Annotated in this window: 16 protein-coding genes and 2 tRNA genes; 5 read left to right on the top strand and 13 right to left on the bottom strand. The window is 42.4% G+C overall.

Annotated elements, in window-relative coordinates; all coding sequences use genetic code 11:
• Positions 1 to 15: 15 nt before the first annotated feature.
• Positions 16 to 1,974 (top strand): alpha-amylase family glycosyl hydrolase, encoded by a 1,959-nt coding sequence (locus tag ACL6C3_RS16270; protein ID WP_413159979.1) that lies wholly within the window; start codon positions 16 to 18, stop codon positions 1,972 to 1,974.
• A 449-nt stretch (positions 1,975 to 2,423) separates the two neighbouring features.
• Here the strand turns inward: ACL6C3_RS16270 and ACL6C3_RS16265 are convergent, their stop codons facing one another.
• From ACL6C3_RS16265 to trpS, 9 genes are all read right to left on the bottom strand, one after another.
• On the bottom strand, positions 2,424 to 2,654 hold the full coding sequence (locus ACL6C3_RS16265; protein ID WP_413159978.1) for a helix-turn-helix domain-containing protein: 231 nt from the start codon (positions 2,652 to 2,654) through the stop codon (positions 2,424 to 2,426).
• A 310-nt stretch (positions 2,655 to 2,964) separates the two neighbouring features.
• A complete protein-coding gene (locus ACL6C3_RS16260; RefSeq protein ID WP_413159977.1) occupies positions 2,965 to 3,489 on the bottom strand; it encodes a hypothetical protein in 525 nt (174 codons plus the stop codon).
• A 26-nt stretch (positions 3,490 to 3,515) separates the two neighbouring features.
• The gene (locus ACL6C3_RS16255) at positions 3,516 to 3,965 is read right to left on the bottom strand and encodes a GFA family protein (RefSeq protein WP_413159976.1); all 450 of its coding nucleotides are present in this window, start codon (positions 3,963 to 3,965) and stop codon (positions 3,516 to 3,518) included.
• A gap of 261 nt (positions 3,966 to 4,226) precedes the next feature.
• On the bottom strand, positions 4,227 to 4,490 hold the full coding sequence (locus tag ACL6C3_RS16250; protein WP_413159975.1) for a class I SAM-dependent methyltransferase: 264 nt from the start codon (positions 4,488 to 4,490) through the stop codon (positions 4,227 to 4,229).
• Between the two features lie 143 nt (positions 4,491 to 4,633).
• Positions 4,634 to 4,846: a 30S ribosomal protein S21 gene (gene rpsU / locus ACL6C3_RS16245; RefSeq protein ID WP_413159974.1), complete on the bottom strand. Its 213-nt coding sequence runs from the start codon at positions 4,844 to 4,846 to the stop codon at positions 4,634 to 4,636.
• Positions 4,847 to 4,981: 135 nt separating this feature from the next.
• A complete protein-coding gene (locus ACL6C3_RS16240) occupies positions 4,982 to 5,269 on the bottom strand; it encodes an RNA recognition motif domain-containing protein (protein WP_413159973.1) in 288 nt (95 codons plus the stop codon).
• Between the two features lie 233 nt (positions 5,270 to 5,502).
• A complete protein-coding gene (locus ACL6C3_RS16235; protein WP_413159972.1) occupies positions 5,503 to 6,036 on the bottom strand; it encodes a DUF1349 domain-containing protein in 534 nt (177 codons plus the stop codon).
• A gap of 128 nt (positions 6,037 to 6,164) precedes the next feature.
• A complete protein-coding gene (locus tag ACL6C3_RS16230) occupies positions 6,165 to 7,055 on the bottom strand; it encodes a methylenetetrahydrofolate reductase (RefSeq protein WP_413159971.1) in 891 nt (296 codons plus the stop codon).
• A gap of 124 nt (positions 7,056 to 7,179) precedes the next feature.
• The gene (gene trpS / locus ACL6C3_RS16225; protein WP_413159970.1) at positions 7,180 to 8,190 is read right to left on the bottom strand and encodes a tryptophan--tRNA ligase; all 1,011 of its coding nucleotides are present in this window, start codon (positions 8,188 to 8,190) and stop codon (positions 7,180 to 7,182) included.
• Positions 8,191 to 8,589: 399 nt separating this feature from the next.
• Here trpS and ACL6C3_RS16220 point away from each other — a divergent pair, with 399 nt between their 5' ends.
• Positions 8,590 to 9,129, top strand: a complete 540-nt coding sequence (locus ACL6C3_RS16220) for a DUF2062 domain-containing protein (protein ID WP_413159969.1) — start codon at positions 8,590 to 8,592, stop codon at positions 9,127 to 9,129.
• Between the two features lie 309 nt (positions 9,130 to 9,438).
• On the opposite strand, the gene petG is transcribed toward ACL6C3_RS16220, so the two are convergent.
• A complete protein-coding gene (gene petG / locus ACL6C3_RS16215; protein WP_413159968.1) occupies positions 9,439 to 9,552 on the bottom strand; it encodes a cytochrome b6-f complex subunit V in 114 nt (37 codons plus the stop codon).
• A gap of 292 nt (positions 9,553 to 9,844) precedes the next feature.
• On the opposite strand from petG, the gene ACL6C3_RS16210 reads away from it, so the two are divergent.
• Together ACL6C3_RS16210 and ACL6C3_RS16205 are read left to right on the top strand one after the other, a co-directional pair.
• Positions 9,845 to 10,225: a c-type cytochrome gene (locus ACL6C3_RS16210; RefSeq protein WP_413159967.1), complete on the top strand. Its 381-nt coding sequence runs from the start codon at positions 9,845 to 9,847 to the stop codon at positions 10,223 to 10,225.
• Positions 10,226 to 10,317: 92 nt separating this feature from the next.
• A tRNA-Thr gene (locus ACL6C3_RS16205) sits at positions 10,318 to 10,389 on the top strand.
• A gap of 39 nt (positions 10,390 to 10,428) precedes the next feature.
• Here the strand turns inward: ACL6C3_RS16205 and ACL6C3_RS16200 are convergent.
• Both ACL6C3_RS16200 and ACL6C3_RS16195 read right to left on the bottom strand, forming a co-directional pair.
• Positions 10,429 to 10,500, bottom strand: a tRNA-Thr gene (locus ACL6C3_RS16200).
• 30 nt (positions 10,501 to 10,530) lie between these two features.
• The gene (locus ACL6C3_RS16195) at positions 10,531 to 12,207 is read right to left on the bottom strand and encodes a ShlB/FhaC/HecB family hemolysin secretion/activation protein (protein ID WP_413159966.1); all 1,677 of its coding nucleotides are present in this window, start codon (positions 12,205 to 12,207) and stop codon (positions 10,531 to 10,533) included.
• A gap of 300 nt (positions 12,208 to 12,507) precedes the next feature.
• Here ACL6C3_RS16195 and ACL6C3_RS16190 point away from each other — a divergent pair, with 300 nt between their 5' ends.
• On the top strand, positions 12,508 to 14,088 hold the full coding sequence (locus ACL6C3_RS16190; RefSeq protein ID WP_413159965.1) for an ABC transporter substrate-binding protein: 1,581 nt from the start codon (positions 12,508 to 12,510) through the stop codon (positions 14,086 to 14,088).
• 203 nt (positions 14,089 to 14,291) lie between these two features.
• Here ACL6C3_RS16190 and ureC read toward each other — a convergent pair whose 3' ends face one another.
• Positions 14,292 to 16,010, bottom strand: coding sequence for an urease subunit alpha (gene ureC, locus ACL6C3_RS16185; protein WP_413159964.1), 1,719 nt, complete (start codon positions 16,008 to 16,010; stop codon positions 14,292 to 14,294).
• Positions 16,011 to 16,057: the final 47 nt, after the last annotated feature.

Below are 16,057 nucleotides of genomic sequence, written 5' to 3'. Positions count from 1 at the left end.
GCCACAAATCATCCCATGAATTTGAAGACGATGGAACGTTTACCCTTAAGCTTACTTGGTGCAAGAATAAACTCGAAAAATCCTTTTCTGATAGAGTTTGGATTGTTTATTCCTGAAATTTCGGGTCCCGAAGGTTATCAGGTGTTTGTTAAAGTTATCCACGAACACGACCAGTTTTTACAGGAGATTCAACCCCATAAATTTGAGTTAAATTATCAACCCTTTGACCAGTCTAATTATGTCAATTGTTTGGACTATTGGTCAGCTAAAGTCAATCTCAAAGATTGTGATAAATTCCATTCTAATTCCAGTTGGGGTAAAAAAGGAAAGTATTTATATCGTTATTGTCTGAAACATCCCGACCGAGATGAAATTGATTGGATTATCGATCCGTTTGCGCGAGAATTTGGGATGGCTAAACTCTCGGCTTTCACCATCGGAGAGAAAGACTACGAATGGAGTAAAAACGAACAAAAGGAATGGAAAACACCCGCCTTAAATGATTTAATGATCTACGAGATGATGATTAGTGAGTTTGGGATCGATCTCAAAACAACAATTAATCGATTAGATTATCTCGCGGATCTCGGAATCAATTGTATTAAGATAATGCCGATTTCCAATGTTGTCAATACGATTGACTGGGGATACAAGCCCATCGGTTACTTTGGAGTTGATGACCGCTTTGGCAAATCGAAACATTTTAAAAAGTTAATTGATGAGGCCCATCAAAGGGGAATTGCTGTTATTCAGGATGTGGTTTATGCCCATACAGAAGAACATTTTGCCTATTCTTATCTTTATCGAAAACTCGGAAAGCCCAATCCCGTGATGGGTAAATTTGGCAAGGATGGGTTCGGCCCGGATGATGAATGCACAAACTTTAATCATCCGTTTATTCGAGATTTCTTTTTTACGGTCAATTGTTACTTATTAGAAGAATATCATCTCGATGGTTTTCGGTATGATTATGTTCCGGGCTATTGGGACGGGCCGGAAGGAAAAGGCTATGCGAATCTAACCTATAATACCTATCAAGAGGTGAAAAGTAAAGCCAAGATTGTTGAAAACAAAGAGAAAAATTGGCAGGACTGGCAACGATTTTTTAGTGGGGATACAATCAACCTGATTCAATGTGCGGAACAGTTAGAAAATCCCGAAGGAATTTTACATGAAAGCTATAGCAATTGTACCTGGCAAAATCACACGCTGTACATCTCAAAAAGAGTCACGGAAGGGAATTTTAACTTTTTGGATAATCTGGCTTTAAGTTATAGTTTGTATCGCTATCCCCATCAAGTGAGTCAGAACGGGGATACTCAAACCAAAACCGCATTACAATATATTGAAACTCACGATCATTCCCGATTTCTTTGTAATTGGGGTTGCAAACCTTCTCGGAATGAACACCTTTTAAGAGAAGGTCATCGGGAGAACTGGTACAAGGTTCAGCCCTATTTAATTGGTACGTTAACCGCCAAAGGGATTCCTTTAATTTGGCAAGGTCAAGAGTTTGCAGAAAACTATCATATTCCCCCAGAAGGTGCCATTCGGGTGATGCTGTTTCGACCGGTTCGTTGGGAGTATTTCTATGATGAAATTGGTCAAAAAATGATTCGTTTAGTCCGAAAACTCATTCAAATTCGCCGCGACCAAGACCAACCTCAGTTTCGGTCTTTAAATGATGAAAGTTTTTATTTTCACAATCATCATGATCATTATCAGTCTCGTGGCATTCTGATGTTATCGCGAAAACATGAGAACCATGCAAGTTTAATTGCGCTGAATTTTTCCGACCAAGACCACACCGTTAAATTTCAATTTTCTCCCGAACATTTTCCGATTCCAGAAAACGGTAAGGTAAGTTTTCAAGAACAACTTCATGGAGAAAAAGACTTAAAAGATATTTCGGTTGGAGAGGAATATGACCTAACCATTCCCAGTAACTACGGGCGCATCTGGACTTTAATATAATATCCGGTTGATTAATGCGTGTTATGGGGTGGGGCGGGTTTATCTCAATTTTTGAGTAGTCGTAAAGATCGCGGACGAACCCGCCCCTACGATGTTGTAGAATTAATTTTGAAAACAGAAGGGCGCAACAGTTGCGCCCTCAAACTTGCAGAGAGTTTTTAGAGAATTATAACTAGATCTCGACTTTACTAGGAACAAAGGAAGATTTAAAATGAACCATGAAAAGACTCAAATTTTTCCAAGCTAAACTTAAGGATAAGAGGATTAATCTAATCGTCAGACTCAAAAGTGATTCTACAATTCTAAAAACTAACAGAGAAAGAAACAGAACTAATCTTCCTGTAAATGCTAACATGATGAACAACCTCAACTTATAAAATGGTGTTTTTGTCGTGTTTTAGGAATCAAATCTAACTCAAGCTGACGAGATAGAAGTATTTTGGACCGAGTTACTTCCCAAAATACTTCTCTAACAAATCACTTCCCTCCTCACCCATCTGTTCCAATTGTTGTTGGATCAGCATCATCGCCATACGAGTTGGCTTGGTGCGCCCATTTTCCCAGTTATTAACGGTTTGAAATACAACCCCAAACTTTTCCCCAAGTTTCCTCTGTGACAAGCCGAGGCGTTGTCTGAGGGTTCGGATCAGAATGGGAATGTCGGAACTGCTAACTGGCATTGGAATCTTCGATACTCTATCTTCAAGATATCCAATTTTCCCCGAAAAGCCCACAGCAATTCTGCGGAACTTTGAAAATTTTTTGTGTGATCAATTTCTAGTAAATTTGCGTAAATTTACGGAGTAATGAACTGATATCATGTCCGACTAATTAATAATCCTAAACGTAGGGGCGGGTTCTGCATTGATGTTGACGACTACTCCGAGATTGATATAAACCCGCCCGCAACCATAACAATGACACCCCAAAACCCCGATTTCTATGAAGTTAGCCGATTTGTAATTCATGGAATGTCAATCCTGAAACCGTTTATTGATTTTCTGAGATTTCCCAACGAAATAAACGGGGAAGCTGTGCTAAATCTAATCCGTAATTGATAATCCAAACAACAATTTCAAGAATGAGGACGGTTTTCACCCAAAACAATTCGGGTTCAGAATTAAACAGGTTTAAACCTTCGTAAAGTTGATAAAATCGATAAGGTAAATACAAATAAGGAACCATTACCCAGACGACAGAGGGAAATTGTCTCAAGGTTAAATACTCGGATATAACTTGTAAACCAAGCATCAAAAAATAAGAGACAAATACAGTCAATACAAGCGGGTAATCTTTCCAAATTCCCCACACCAGCATCGCGCCCAAAGGGGGTAATATTCCTAAAATCTGAACGCTACCAAACCAAATTTTAAACCATCCCGGTAAGGGTGTCGGTAAACTGTAGGGTTTGGCTTTTCTCCACGCCCAACCGACGATTCCCAGAAACGAGGTCGCGAGTACAAAAAAGATAGCGTTTTCTAGGAAGATGTTAAAATGAGTATTAAAAGAAGTCATGTTAAGTCCTAAATTTGCATTCTATTTTACTGGCGATCGCGAAATCGTTCAAACAGTTGAGAGAAGTCTGGGGGTTGTTCGTCATAATTGAGCATTTGTTCATTCAAAACTACCCATTTTTGAGCGCTCCGAGTCCATAAATTCGCCACCGGTTGCAGCCAACGAGTATCATCAAGTGTTCCGGGTTTAACATTAATAATTTGGGGGTTACGAGCGGGAGAATGAAACAATCTTGTACCGCATTCTCCACAAAATGAACAAGTGACTTGACGACCACTGTTAGAAACTCTCGACCATTCTTTAGGTTGTCCTTGGCGGATAATAACAGCCTCCCGAGGAACAGCCATAGACATCCCAAAAGCACTAGAAGACTGCTTCTGACATTCTGTACAATGGCCATAGAGCGTTAGAGGTTGACTGCGGATTTCATATCGAATACTTCCACATTGACATCCTCCGGTGTATAGAGCGGTCATATTTTTGTCTGCTGATGTTATTAATTTATATATTTCTTATCCCTGTTTATTCTATCTGTCAAAGGGTAGAGTTTTTAACAGCATCTACTTCTAATCTGACCATTTTAACATGAACTAACCCCCGTTCATCGAGGGGAAAACGTTCGATAGAACTCTCAACAAAACTGACAGTATTTCATTGACTCCCCAAAAAATAATTAACCGCCCAGAGTTTTTTAAAGCCTGATAACCTCCCCGCAGAAATGCCAAATGATCATCGACTCAATGCAGTACAGCGTTTGAGAAAATGATCTCAAATTCCTTTGTAAACCTCAGCAAACGAGCATCCAGACAAACGAAGGAAAGATTGGCATATTCACAGGGTGGATAAGTGCGAACTGCATGGGCGATCATCTCTGGAGAATTATCAACTCCGACTACTTTTCCTTGAGGTAGAGATACTGCAAACTCGGCAGTTATCTTTCCATCTCCACAGCCAACATCAAGAACCGACTCGCTACCTTTTAATTTAAGATGCGATCGCAATTGTTTCGCTCAACTTTAGTTGAGCATCGGAATGTTTTGCATATTCTTCTGGGTTCCACATCTGAGGACGAATCCAATTAATGGTTTTGACAACTAGCTTGTATGGTTGAATGAATTTGTATGCACATTCCCGATTCAAATTGTTAACGCACCTGCTCAAATCGCTTGCGAGAGTTTCGCATTCGGCGACGTTCTTTATGTCTGGCGATTTCTTTTCGTTTTTGTTTTTCGGCGAGCGTTTCAAAATAACGGTTTTTTTTCATGTCCGCAAAAATACCCGCCCTGGAGACTTTCTGCTTGAATCGACGCAGGGCTGACTCCAACTGCTCGCTTTCTCCGACGACCACTTGAGCCATTCACGATCCTCCCTTATAATTTGCTTTTCACTCAGTCAATAGAGCGTCGTTCAGCTAACTAGAATTAGACAGGAATGATACCCGTCTTGATCTGAGAATTAATTACACGATCATCTCGAAATTTCGGTCAGCTTTCTAATAGCGATCGCGTCGATTTCCACCCCGAGAATTATTGTTGTCCTCACGGGGTTTGGCTTTATTGACTTTGAGATCTCGTCCCATCCATTCGGCGCCATCTAGCTGTTCAATTACCGCGTCTTCTTCGGCTTCATTGACCATTTCTACAAATCCAAATCCCCGCGAGCGTCCGGTTTCGCGATCGGTGGGGATGTGAACTCGTTTGACGTCGCCATATTCAGCAAAAACGGATTTGAGATCATCTTCTGTAACCTCGTAAGAAAGGTTACCGATATAAACGGACATCTGATACCTCCTAAATCGGAATGCTTGTAGAGAGAAATTTCGGAAGGCAACCTATGCCCCATGAATACAGAACACGAAGGTCAGCACTGAAAGCAAACTGCTACCGACCGAATACCTTTTCTCGACTTGATTTTAACACGGGTCGCTGAAGCTTTGATATAACAAACTGATCATTGTCCCGGCGATCGCTGGAATTTCTTTCCATCGGTTCACCCATCCCGTTGGGATCTACTCTATCCCGAGATTTTTAGGTCTTCAAAGGCGACTGAAAACCCTTCTCCGTCGGGGGAAGCGCACATTAATCCCACCTGTAGCCGTTCTTGGGTACTGAGATAGGCTAATCGTAGCAGGGTATAGCGATCGCCATCAACTGAATATTCTACCTCTACGGCTTCTGCGTTGCGTTTTAACCGCAGTTTAATCGATGCGGGGTTTTCAGGTAAGGGAAGAACTGACCAGTCTGAATAATCTCTGGTGACAACCACACTCGCCTGTTGAACGCCATTAACAAATTCTATCCCACATTTTAACCAGTTTTTTTCATCTTGGCGAATCATCAGCCCCGCTTGATCGTAAAGAGCTTGATATTCTCCGATTATTTTAACTTCTGCGGTGAAGTTTCCGGTTATTTCTTGATAATAAAAGTGTCCATTATCCCGAATAAAACCATAGTGAGTTTTTCGCCAAAAATCGGTTTTCGCGCCCGACACCACTTGAATTCTATTTTCTTTTTCTGTCCATTTAGGCGGTTCGTTGTACCATTGCATTGTGTTGCTCCCGAGCTATGTTTTTTCAAAAATAACCCATTTTTAGTGATATTTTACCCAATTTTTTAAGGAACCCGCTTTCTCCAAGAAAACGGGTTGGTCTGCCTAAAAATTAGGTCTAATTACAGTTAATATAAAGGAGCAATTCCCGCCACATTTAGGATTTTAGGAATCAAATCTTCTCGTTTGACGGCCATCAGATGAACGCCCCGACAAAGTTGACGGGCTGTTTTGACTTGTTCGGCTGCAATCATCACCCCTTCTTCGAGGGGTTTTGGTGCTTTTTCTAGGCGTTCAATAATGGATTCTGGAATATTAACACCGGGAACATACTTGTTAATAAATCGGGCATTTTTTGCAGATTTTAACAAAAAGATTCCGGCTAAAATCGGTTGATCTACTCCCGCAGCGACTTCTGTCATAAATTTGTCAAGGCGGTCAAAATCGGTAATCAGTTGACTTTGAAAAAACTGCGCTCCGGCTTTTAATTTGCGTTCAAATCGACTTTTTAACCCCGACCAACTGGGAGATTGAGGATCGACCGCAGCCCCGACAAATAAATCTGTAGCGCCGTGCGGTAAAGCTTTATCATTCCAATCTGTTCCGTTATTTAGCTTTTGAATTGCTGTTAATAATCGCACGGATTCAAAGTCAAAAACCGATTTTGCATCGGGATGATCGCCCGCTTTGACCGGATCGCCTGTGAGGGCTAAAATATTACGAATTCCCAACGCATCCGCCCCCAACAAATCGGCTTGTAAACCGATGCGATTGCGATCGCGGCAAGCCATTTGACAAATCGGTTCTATACCATGACCTTTTAAGATAATAGCAGAAGCGAGGGAACTCATGCCCAAAACGGCGCGACTGCCATCGGTAATATTAACCGCATGAACCCGACCTTTAAGGGTGTTTGCCATTTCAATCATGTGAGAGGGGTCGGCACCTTTCGGGGGTGCTATTTCCGCTGTAATAATAAATTCTTGAGGGTTTAAACAGGCTGTACGAAAATAACTCATTAATTGATGGTGAATGAATGTTTAATTGATTGAGTGTGATTGTTATGCGAAAAATTCAGCATCGAATCGAAAATTACCCGGATGCTTCTATTTCATGTACTCGTTTTTTTGAGTTTTTTATCAGTTAAAGCGGAGTTGAATAACCCAAAGCTGTTTTCACTCGGGCTAAAGTTGCATTGGCAACCGCTTCTGCTTTTTCTCGACCGTCTTTGAGGACAGATTCTAAGTAAGCGCGATCGCTCATTACGGCTTTATATTTTTCTTGAATGGGTTTTAATGCTTCTACGGTTGCTTCTGCTAACAACGGTTTAAATTGACCCCAACCCATATCCTGACATTCGGTTGTAACCTGATCTTTGGTTTTACCCGATAAAATTCCATAAAGGGTTAAAAGATTATTACACTCTGGCCGTTCGGAATTGTCAAATTCCAAACCTCTAACCGAGTCAGTTTTACACCGCTTAATTTTTTTAGTAATGGTTTCGGGAGGGTCGAGTAAATTAATCCGACTCAACTCAGAAGGGTCTGATTTTGACATTTTGCGAGTTCCATCGGTTAAACTCATTACGCGAGCGCCTTCTTTACGAATTAGAGGTTCGGGGATTTTGAGAATTTCTTCTTCTTGCTGACCAAACAGATGATTAAACCGTGCGGCGAGATCGCGAGTTAATTCTAAATGTTGTTTTTGGTCTTCTCCGACGGGAACTTTATCGGCATCATAGAGTAAAATATCGGCTGCCATTAACACCGGATAATCTAACAAACCTGTACTCACATTTTCGCCTTGTTTAATGGCTTTTTCCTTAAACTGGATCATATCTTGTAGCCAGTTAATCGGCGTGATACAGTTGAGCAACCAAGTTAACTCGCTATGAGCGCTAATGTGAGACTGTACAAAAATCGTAGAATGGTCTAAATCGATACCACAGGCTAAGTACAAAGCTGCGATGGTGTAGGTATCAGCCGCTAAGGTGGCGGGGTTGTGCGGAACGGTGATGGCGTGTAAATCGACCACACAGAAGAAGTTATCATACTGGCTTTGACCCTCAACCCAGTTGCGAATCGCGCCTAAGTAGTTACCGAGATGAAGGTTTCCTGTTGGTTGAACGCCTGAGAGAACTCGCTGTTTACCCATAAGGTCAATTTCGGACTGAACTTATACTATATTGGCACGTTATGACCCCGAAATCTATTTATAGGGAATGGGGAATGGGGGACAGGGGACAGGAGACAGGGGGGTTAGGGGTTAGGGGTTAGGGGTTAGGGTTTAGCTGATTGACTCAACACCAAATCCCCAACACCTAAAACCCAATCCCCAACACCTGAGACCCGACACCTGAGACCTGTTGACAGTGAATTGTGTATTTTCTTGATAATGTCTTAAAATTTGCTTACAGTTGCTCAGATTTTTGAGTTGAAGTGGCAGAATAATGAAAATTTTTTTAAAATTATAAAAATAAGATTCAGTAAAAACCAGGAGAAATCACCCGTGTTCCGGTTTAACAGGTCACTACGCCCATCTAAAAAGTCTGTAGTGCGAAGACTGAAATTGCTTTATCGATATTGGGGACGTTGGCTGCGTCGTCTCTATTGGCGTGTGATGGCGATGAAAGGAACTCCCGAATATCTCGCCAGAGGGTTGGCGGTGGGCGTGTTAGCCGGATGCTTTCCCTTCTTTGGGTTTCAGATGTTGATTGGTCTGTCTTTAGCGGTATTGTTTCGAGGTCACAAACTGTTAGCGGCGGCGGGAACTTGGGTGAGTAATCCCTTGACTTATGTGCCGATTTTTCTATTTAATTATAAAATAGGTCGCTGGTTACTCGGTTCTCAACAACCTTTGTTTGAGGATTGGGGAAGTTTGCACTCGATGGATGATATTTTAGCGGTTGGGGCTGAATTTGCGATTTGTTTGTTATTTGGGTGTTTTGTTGTTGGGGTAATCAGTGCGGTTTTTACTTATTTTGCCAGCTTGCGAATGATTCGACATTGGCGCAAACAACAAGTTAAACAACAAGTTTGGAATTTACGTCAAATTTCTCCCAAACCGAGAAAGCCGGAATTGGGCGAAAGTTAGATAGAAACTTTTCTGAAAACTGGCAAGATTTGCTAAAAAAAGCCCTTTTTCTGGCGATTTACCGCTTAAAAGTGCTAAAATCTCTATAACTGTAAAGGAAGATTTACCGATTCTATTGTTAACGTTTAATCTCTCGTTAATTGAGAGTTAAGCCGTTCCCCGATGAAAATTAGGGTTAGGGTCGTGCGGGTAGAGGCAGTCCCACTCCGCCTTTTGGGAATAATCAGTTGGAAGTGGTCTGCACGAATCAGATGGCAGTCGGGACAAAGAATGGATTTTTGTTCTCAGTTCCCTGTCCCGGCTTGGGTTTTAACCGTTTAACTCATTGCCTCGGCGATATTGCTGATAAGCCGCAAAGAATAATCCGGCGAGGGTAACTGTTATCAGACCGAGTACGATACCGGAAAGTAAAGGTTCGATCACGTTAATTCTCCTTGATATGATGGCAAGATATCAATCTTATTAATATCGCATATTGCTGATGAGTGGCAAACATTTAAACTCCAGACAAGAGGTTGCCGATTCCAGCTTATCGCGATCGGGGGGTTGTTCTCTAAAAATTATTTGTGAGTCGGGTTTTTCCCCTGATAGCGACAGTCACAGGCGCCGGACCGGACATTTTCGCTCAAGATGACTTGCTCTGACCGCCTGAAAGGATTAAGCTATTTAATACGTAAAGTTTTTTGTAGATATTTCTCAAACAGATAAGGACGCTTTGAATAACCAGCTTGCTAGCATTGAAATCGATGTCCTGCTCAGACGGGTTTCCCTCTTCGCCGTCGGGATCATGCTGCTCATTCTTCTGTGGGTGTTGGGGCTGAACTTGCTTCTGGCTTCCGATCCCTATGTTGAGGAAGTCTTATCCCTCGATGGAGATCCCGTTAAAGGTCATGCCATCTTTCAAATGAACTGTGCAGGTTGCCATTTTCAAAACGCCAGCCATCAAGTTGGGCCTAGCCTGGTAGACGTTTCTCAGCGAAAATCTCAAGTGGGAATTATTCATCAGGTGACTAGCGGTCAAACGCCCCCTATGCCTCAGTTTCAGCCCAGTCCTCAAGAAATGGCTGATCTGCTGAGTTATCTGGAGAAGCTCTAAGTTCAAATTTTTTCGGAAATTTAAACGAATTAGTTGCACAAGTTGGATTTTGTTTGCTATAGTTGTAAAGGTCAAGAAATTAATGATCTGTTGCTGGCGTAGCACAACGGTAGTGCATCCGACTTGTAATCGGAAGGTTGTGGGTTCAAATCCGACCGCCAGCTTTTTAACTGAATGGCAATGAAGGCGAAGTTCTAGAAAGAAGCCGATGAGGGGATTTGAACCCCTGGCCTACGCATTACGAGTGCGCCGCTCTACCACTGAGCTACATCGGCACAATAAACGATTATAGCACAGAGATCTATCTAAAACAAATTCCAATCGAGTGAAAAGTAAATCCCCTGTTCTTGTAAGGTTCGTTCTCGCGACTCGGTATCAGACAGGGGAATCCCCCAGTCAAAGCGTAACGTGAGGCGATCGCTGTATTGCCAACGCAAGCCCAAACCCACCGAAAACAGGGTCCTAGAGTCAATTTCCAACTCGGGGTTAGCATTCCAAGCCCGACCGAGATCGACAAAGGGAGTCAGTTGTAAAACCCCTTCTCCATCAGAAGTTCGCAGGATGGGATAGCGCAACTCCACCGAAGCAAACGCCGCATTATCCCGCAATAACAAATCCTGACGATATCCCCGCACCGTCTCAAATCCCCCCAGCCCGATTTGTTCGAGGGGAATTAATTCTTCGTTGGAGAGTTGAATATCCGACCGAATTAATAATACCATATCCGGTGCCAACAATCGCAACCACTGCGCCTGTCCCCGCCACGCCAAATATCGACTATCGGGTTCGTCATTATTATTAATTGTGGCATCTAACGCGCCGACTCCCAAACTAAATTGCGATCGCGCCGCCAACACTTGTTTTCCTCCCCGATTGACATATTCTTGATAAAAACGAACAATCGATAAACGAGTTTCTCCGTCATTTTCTGCCCCCCTGGAGAGGGGAAAACCCACCCCTAAAATTGAGGTATCTGTTTCTCGACGACTCAGGGCTAAACCCAAAGTGAGTTCTTCTTGGGGCGTCCGAATAATCGGTTGACGGTAGCGCAATTCATAGGTGTAACTATTGGCTTCTATTTCCAAATCTTCAAAGGGCGATTCTATCACTTGACTGTCGGTATAGTTCAAATAAAATCCGACGGTTCCATTGCGAGAATTAATCGGGAAATCATAACTAACATCAACAATATTACTGCCATCGGTGTTACTATAAACGGCATCAAAGCGATCGCCTTGTCCGAATAAATTGCCTTCTAGCACTTCTACCCCCCGCCGAAAAGTGCCGACGCTGGGCGGGCGACTGTTATCGCTAAAAACTCTAACTGTAAAGGTATCGGCCGTTTGAAAGTCCACATTGAGTATACTTTCACCCGGACGAATTCCGGCGGAAAGTTCGGCTGAAATGGTGGCGATTACCGGATTTAATTGCAGCAATTGGAGCGCTTCTAAAAGGCGATTTTGATTGAGGGGTTTAGAAAGGGCGGGTTTTAATCGCGAGCGAACATAATTGGAATTGAGTTTTTCATCTCCTTTGATATTTAATTCGGAAATTTCTCCTTCAACAATTTGAATGGTTACGGCTCCGGCTTCTAAGGTTTGCGGAGGAATTAATGCCCCGGAAGTAATATAGCCGTTGCTTACATATAAATCGGTGACGGCAGAACGGGCTTGTAAAAGTTCGGAAAATGTAATCGGACGATTGAGAAAAGATTGAGTAATTTCTGCTAATTTTTCATCGGTAAAGGCGGTATTTCCCTCAAAAATAAATCGTTCGATTACAAGAGTTTGTGAGGGTTCTACATCGGGTTCTGTAGGGGTAGAATTGGGGAGAGGAGAGGGAAAAAGTTCCTCGGGAGGGGGTAAGGTTGGGGGAAATTGAGGTTCGGGAATGGTGGCATCAGGAGGCACCGGTTGAGGGTAAGAATTTTGAGTTAGCGGCACGGATACGGGGACCAAAGGCGAAGCAATAGACGGGGACACCCCTGTTCCCCATAAACTCAGAAATACTATCAAAAAATCACAGATTTTGTGACTCAATGGATGACCCCTGTTTTGACTTGAGTTTTAGTGTTAAAGTGTTGAGTTTATACACTCAACTGAATAAAAATGTTATCCTACAAGTAGAGTTTTCACAAATCTCTAAAAATTTAGAGATTCGCTAAATTGGTATTGGACTTGATTCTATTGACCGATTGACAAAATCGTGGTTAGTTAAACTCATAGTGATATCATCATCGGGTGCTTAATTCAGAAAACTGAATTGTTGGAGGACTAAAATTTATGATGCCGATCGGCGATTGTCTATTGAGTGTTAGACAATTTCTAATTCCTCAATTATTCACTCGATGGCTCCCCGTTGGTCTAAGTTTGGCGATCGCTGGTTGTCACGGAATTGCTGTAAATGAAAGCCGGAGTGATTCGTCTTCGAGTCTGGAAAAAACAACACTACAGCCGAATTTTAGCGGAGTTACCCTGACGGTATTGAGCCTGACACCCGGTAGTGGGATAACGGAGGCAATTATCGATCATGCCGCACAATTTGAACTGCTCACGGGTTTGGAAATCAAAATTATTACGGCACCCTTTGACCTACTCTATCAAGAAATTTTGAATGATTTCCGGAGGGGTATTCACAATTACGATGTGGTGATTATTCCTCCTCAGTGGAAAGCCGACTATCTTCTACAGGGATATTTGCAAGATTTAACGCCCCTGGTAGAAGCCGATGAAGCGATTAAATGGGAGGATATTGCCGCCTATTTTCGAGAATACCACGCGATTTATAACGGTGCAATTTATGCGGTTCCTCTCGATGGGGATCTACTCACTCTTTATTATCGCAGTGATATCTTAGAAAAGCAAGGAATTACACCGCCACGCACTTGGGATGAATATCTACAATTAGCCCGACAAGTTGACGGTCAAGACCTCAATAATGATGGAGAACCCGACTATGGTTCTTGTCTGATCAAAACTCCTCAAACTAACCCCCGAATGTTGTGGGCGGTGGCGAGTTCGTTGTTACAAACTCGGGGAACTCAACAGGGGGCTTTTTTTGACTCGGAAACCATGAAACCTTTAGTAAATAATCAGGCTTTTGCTAAGGCGTTAGCGATTTATAAAGAAGCAGTTAGCTACGGGCCATCAGTCGAATTCCAAGATAATTTCTCGGAGGAAAAAATCCGAGCGCTATTTTTATCGGGTCGTTGTGCTTTGACTCTCGACTGGGGAAATTTAGGCACTTTAGCAATAGAGTCAGACTCTCCGATTAAAAACCAATTGGGAACTGCTATTTTACCGGGAAGTTCTGAAGTTTTAGACCGAGAAACAGGTCAGTTAGTGGTTTGCGATCCGTTAATTTGTCCTTATAGTCAAGAAGGGATTAATTATGCACCCTATGCAGCTTTGGGCGGTTGGGTGGGGACGATTAATGGTGATTTAGATGGGAATTTTCTGGATGCAGCCTACGCTTTTTTGTCTTATATGAGTCAGCCAAAACAATCCAATCTTGATGTGATTACTTCAAAAACCGCCTTTAATCCTTATCGAATGTCTCAGTTAACTGACCGTCAACTCTGGATAGAAGCGGGAATGAATCAGCAATTTGCGACTCGATATCTAAATGCAATTTATATGTCTTTGAATAGTCAGAATATGGTTTTAGATTTGTCAGTTTATCAGTCTGAAGTTTATCAACAAGACCTTTTACATCCGATTTTAATGGATTTTTTAGACAATCAAATTTCATTGTCAGAAGCGATTCTTACCATCGAGTCCCGTTGGGAACAAAAGACGAATGAATTAGGCCGTGAACGTCAACGAAAAGCCTATTGTCAAAGTTTAAGAATAGAGTGTAATTAGTTAGGGAATAGGGAATAGGGAAAGGGAATAGGTTTACAGTCACCAGTTACCAGTTTTGTAGGGGCGGGTTCTCCTCATATGTATGTTGCCCAGAAATAACTGACATAAACCCGCCCGGTGATGTACTATTGATAAACCTGGTTTTGGGGATATACAGTTATGGCGATAGAAAACCACCATATCTGTTTAGAAAACAAGTGTTATTAAAACAGAAAATAACGTTGCGCCATCGGTAAACTTTCCGCAGGTTCACAGGTTAAAAGTTCACCATCTGCGCGAACTTCATAGGTTTCCGGATCGACTTCCATCTGGGGTAACCCATCATTTAATTTCATATCCGCTTTACTTAAATTGCGGGTATTTGTTACGGCGACTGTGGGTTTTTGTAAACCAATTCTTTCCTTGATTCCTGCTTCTATAGCCGCCTGAGAAACAAAGGTAAAAGAAGTAGCAGTCATCGCCCCGCCAAAACTGCCAAACATCGGGCGCATATGTACGGGTTGAGGCGTGGGAATACTGGCGTTTGCATCGCCCATTTGTGACCAAGCAATGAATCCGCCTTTAATCACAATTTCCGGTTTAACGCCAAAAAAGCCCGGTTTCCACAAACATAAATCGGCTAATTTTCCTTCTTCGACTGACCCAACATAATCAGAAATTCCGTGCGTAATTGCCGGATTAATGGTATATTTTGCAATGTAACGTTTAGCCCTAAAATTATCATGGGTTTCTTGAGTATTTTCAGGGGAAAGAAGTAACCCTCTTTGTACTTTCATTTTATGGGCAGTTTGCCAAGTTCTAATAATCGTTTCTCCCACCCGTCCCATCGCTTGCGAGTCGGAGGAAATCATACTAAAAGCGCCCAAATCGTGTAAAATATCTTCTGCGGCAATCGTTTCGCGGCGAATTCTTGACTCGGCAAAGGCAACATCTTCGGGAATATTTCGATCTAAATGATGACAAACCATCAACATATCGAGATGTTCTTCTAGGGTGTTAACGGTGTAGGGACGGGTCGGGTTTGTTGAGGAGGGTAAGACATTTTTTTGACCGCAAACTTTGATAATATCCGGGGCGTGTCCTCCCCCTGCGCCTTCGGTATGATAAGTATGAATAACGCGATTTTTAAAAGCAGAAATAGTCGTTTCCACAAATCCCGCTTCATTTAAAGTATCGGTATGAATGGCAACTTGAACATCGTACTGATCGGCAACATTTAAACAGGTATCAATTGCAGCCGGAGTTGTTCCCCAATCTTCGTGTAATTTTAATCCCAAAGCACCCGCAACAATTTGTTCTATTAATCCTTCCGGTTTCGCACTATTTCCCTTTCCTAAAAACCCCAAATTTATCGGGAAAGCATCGGCGGCTTGCAGCATTCGATAAATATTCCAAGATCCGGGTGTACAAGTGGTGGCGTTTGTTCCGGTAGCGGGGCCTGTTCCTCCCCCGATCATTGTCGTAATTCCTGATGCGATCGCGGTTTCGATTTGTTGAGGACAAATAAAGTGAATATGGGTATCAATTCCGCCTGCGGTGAGGATCATTCCTTCGCCGGCAATGGCTTCGGTTGCGGGGCCGATAATAATATTAACGTTGTCTTGAATATAGGGATTTCCCGCTTTTCCTATTTTAAAAATTTTGCCGTCTTTGATGCCAATATCGGCTTTAATAATTCCCCAATAATCTAAAATTAACGCATTGGTAATCACCAGATCGACGGCGCCTTCTTCGCGAGAAATAGGAGACTGTCCCATTCCATCCCGGATCACTTTTCCGCCCCCAAATTTCACCTCATCGCCGTAGGTTGTATAATCTTGTTCAACTTCAATAATTAATTCCGTATCGGCGAGGCGAATGCGATCGCCAACGGTTGGGCCAAAAGTTTCAGCGTAGGCGCGACGATCCATTCGATAACTCATCTTAATTTTTCCTCACCTTGTTGTTTGATTTCAAAGGTTTAAAACGA

This window comes from Capilliphycus salinus ALCB114379 (genome assembly GCF_047276495.1).
Taxonomy (GTDB): Bacteria; Cyanobacteriota; Cyanobacteriia; order Cyanobacteriales; family Microcoleaceae; genus Capilliphycus; species Capilliphycus salinus.
This window is presented reverse-complemented; position numbering and strand designations above follow the sequence as displayed.

Bases quoted from the DNA above. Each gene is read 5' to 3' on its own strand.
- ACL6C3_RS16270 (WP_413159979.1), top strand. From the start codon at position 16: ATGAATTTGAAGACGATGGAACGTTTACCCTTAAGCTTACTTGGTGCA.
- ACL6C3_RS16265 (WP_413159978.1), bottom strand. From the start codon at position 2,654: ATGCCAGTTAGCAGTTCCGACATTCCCATTCTGATCCGAACCCTCAGA.
- ACL6C3_RS16260 (WP_413159977.1), bottom strand. From the start codon at position 3,489: ATGACTTCTTTTAATACTCATTTTAACATCTTCCTAGAAAACGCTATC.
- ACL6C3_RS16255 (WP_413159976.1), bottom strand. From the start codon at position 3,965: ATGACCGCTCTATACACCGGAGGATGTCAATGTGGAAGTATTCGATAT.
- rpsU (WP_413159974.1), bottom strand. From the start codon at position 4,846: ATGGCTCAAGTGGTCGTCGGAGAAAGCGAGCAGTTGGAGTCAGCCCTG.
- ACL6C3_RS16240 (WP_413159973.1), bottom strand. From the start codon at position 5,269: ATGTCCGTTTATATCGGTAACCTTTCTTACGAGGTTACAGAAGATGAT.
- ACL6C3_RS16235 (WP_413159972.1), bottom strand. From the start codon at position 6,036: ATGCAATGGTACAACGAACCGCCTAAATGGACAGAAAAAGAAAATAGA.
- ACL6C3_RS16230 (WP_413159971.1), bottom strand. From the start codon at position 7,055: ATGAGTTATTTTCGTACAGCCTGTTTAAACCCTCAAGAATTTATTATT.
- trpS (WP_413159970.1), bottom strand. From the start codon at position 8,190: ATGGGTAAACAGCGAGTTCTCTCAGGCGTTCAACCAACAGGAAACCTT.
- ACL6C3_RS16190 (WP_413159965.1), top strand. From the start codon at position 12,508: ATGATGCCGATCGGCGATTGTCTATTGAGTGTTAGACAATTTCTAATT.
- ureC (WP_413159964.1), bottom strand. From the start codon at position 16,010: ATGAGTTATCGAATGGATCGTCGCGCCTACGCTGAAACTTTTGGCCCA.